Annotated in this window: 3 protein-coding genes and 1 pseudogene; all 4 read right to left on the bottom strand. The window is 47.9% G+C overall.

Annotated features, from left to right (window positions below):
* Positions 1-119, bottom strand: a 119-nt coding sequence (locus PX636_RS13570) for a helix-turn-helix domain-containing protein (RefSeq protein ID WP_287721274.1), incomplete at its 3' end; no start/stop codon positions are given.
* Positions 120-208: 89 nt separating this feature from the next.
* Positions 209-349: pseudogene (locus PX636_RS13565) on the bottom strand (aldo/keto reductase); the annotation flags it as partial.
* Positions 350-506: 157 nt separating this feature from the next.
* Positions 507-1,271, bottom strand: coding sequence for a type I methionyl aminopeptidase (gene map, locus PX636_RS13560; RefSeq protein WP_002760006.1), 765 nt, complete (start codon positions 1,269-1,271; stop codon positions 507-509).
* A gap of 70 nt (positions 1,272-1,341) precedes the next feature.
* Positions 1,342-1,526 (bottom strand): CsbD family protein (locus PX636_RS13555; RefSeq protein WP_502882886.1); only part of this gene is annotated, 185 nt, incomplete at its 5' end.

Raw genomic sequence — 1,526 nt, 5'->3', positions numbered from 1 at the left:
GCTTGTGTTCTGAGATGGAGTGCCTTATTGTAAACCAATCTTACACAGCCCAAAGTGCGCCGCAATAGCGACTCTTGTTCTGGTGTGGGGTAAAATCGGAACGAGTAGGCTTTTTCCATATCTCGCATTCTAGCATATATCGTGTAAATGCGCTAATATTTGACGGTAAAGCCGTCGTAGAACGACGGGGTTTCAGACCCAAATTTTCGATGATTGCCTCTAAATTGCCTTGATTCTCGTCGGGAATTTGCGACATCGGCACATCCTGCCACTGAAATTGATAGCGCATTCCCCCACAGGAAAACACCGGCATTTGTAGATTAGTGCGACCGAAACGACGATACTGCATATATTCAGTTATCAGTTATCAGTGGGAAGTGAGGAGATGGGGAGGTGGGGTGATGGGGTTTTAGGGTTTTAGGGTTTTGGGGTATTAGTTGAAACTTCCCTATTTCCCCATTCTCCCATTCCCCCATTCCCTATCCCCTGTTCCCCGTTCCCTAAATTTAATCGGATAAAGTGAGAATTTCGACACCGGTTTCGGTGACGGCGATGGTGTGTTCAAATTGGGCCGAAAGTTTACCATCTTTAGTAATAGCAGTCCAACCGTCTTTTAAGACAATATGTTGCCAGGTTCCCTCATTAATCATTGGTTCAATGGTGAATACCATGCCGGGGCGAATTTTTTTGCCCTTGCCACGAGTGCCGTAGTGGGGAACCTGCGGACCGGTGTGAAAAACATTACTGATACCATGACCGACAAAATCTCTAACCACCGAAAATCCTTGTCCTTCGGCATATTCTTGGATAGCCGCCCCGATATCGCCGATTTTACCCCCCGGCTGCACTGCATCTATGCCTCTTTGCAGACATTCTCTGGTAACTTCCACTAACTTTTTGGCCAGGGGGGAGGGAGTACCGACAAAGAAAGTCTGCGAGGTATCGCCGTGATAACCTTCTAAAATCGGGGTGACATCGATGTTAATAATATCGCCGTCTTTGAGGATTTGATCGGCGCTGGGGATGCCGTGACAGATAACCTCGTTAATGCTAGTACAGATGGACTTAGGAAAACCATGGTATCCTAGGGGCGCACTTTTGGCTCCATGGGCGCGAGTCCAACGTTCTGCCTCGTCATTGATTTCTAGGGTACTTACCCCCGGTTTAACCATATCGGCCAGATGGTCTAACAGTTTAGCCGCTAATCGTCCGGCTCGGCGCATTTTTTCAATTTCCCGGGGAGAGAGTAAGGTGATGGTATCGTTGCCCATGAATTATCCGACTGTTGAGAAAGATTCTTGTTACATTTCTTATCCTAGCAAAATCGGGCAGCGTTATTGTTTAGGGGGTTGGGTTATGGGAGTGGGAAGTGGGGGAGTGGGGTGTGGGGAAGTGGGGAAGTGGGGAAGTGGGGAGAACAAAGCTGCCTTTTGCCTTTTGCCTTTTGCCTTTTGCCTTTTGCCTTTTGCCTTTTGCCTTTTGCCTTTTGCCTTTTGCCTGTCCTGATATGTAGCGCATACTCAACG

Source organism: Microcystis sp. M53598_WE2 (genome assembly GCF_030067735.1).
GTDB lineage: Bacteria > Cyanobacteriota > Cyanobacteriia > Cyanobacteriales > Microcystaceae > Microcystis > Microcystis aeruginosa.
This window is presented reverse-complemented; position numbering and strand designations above follow the sequence as displayed.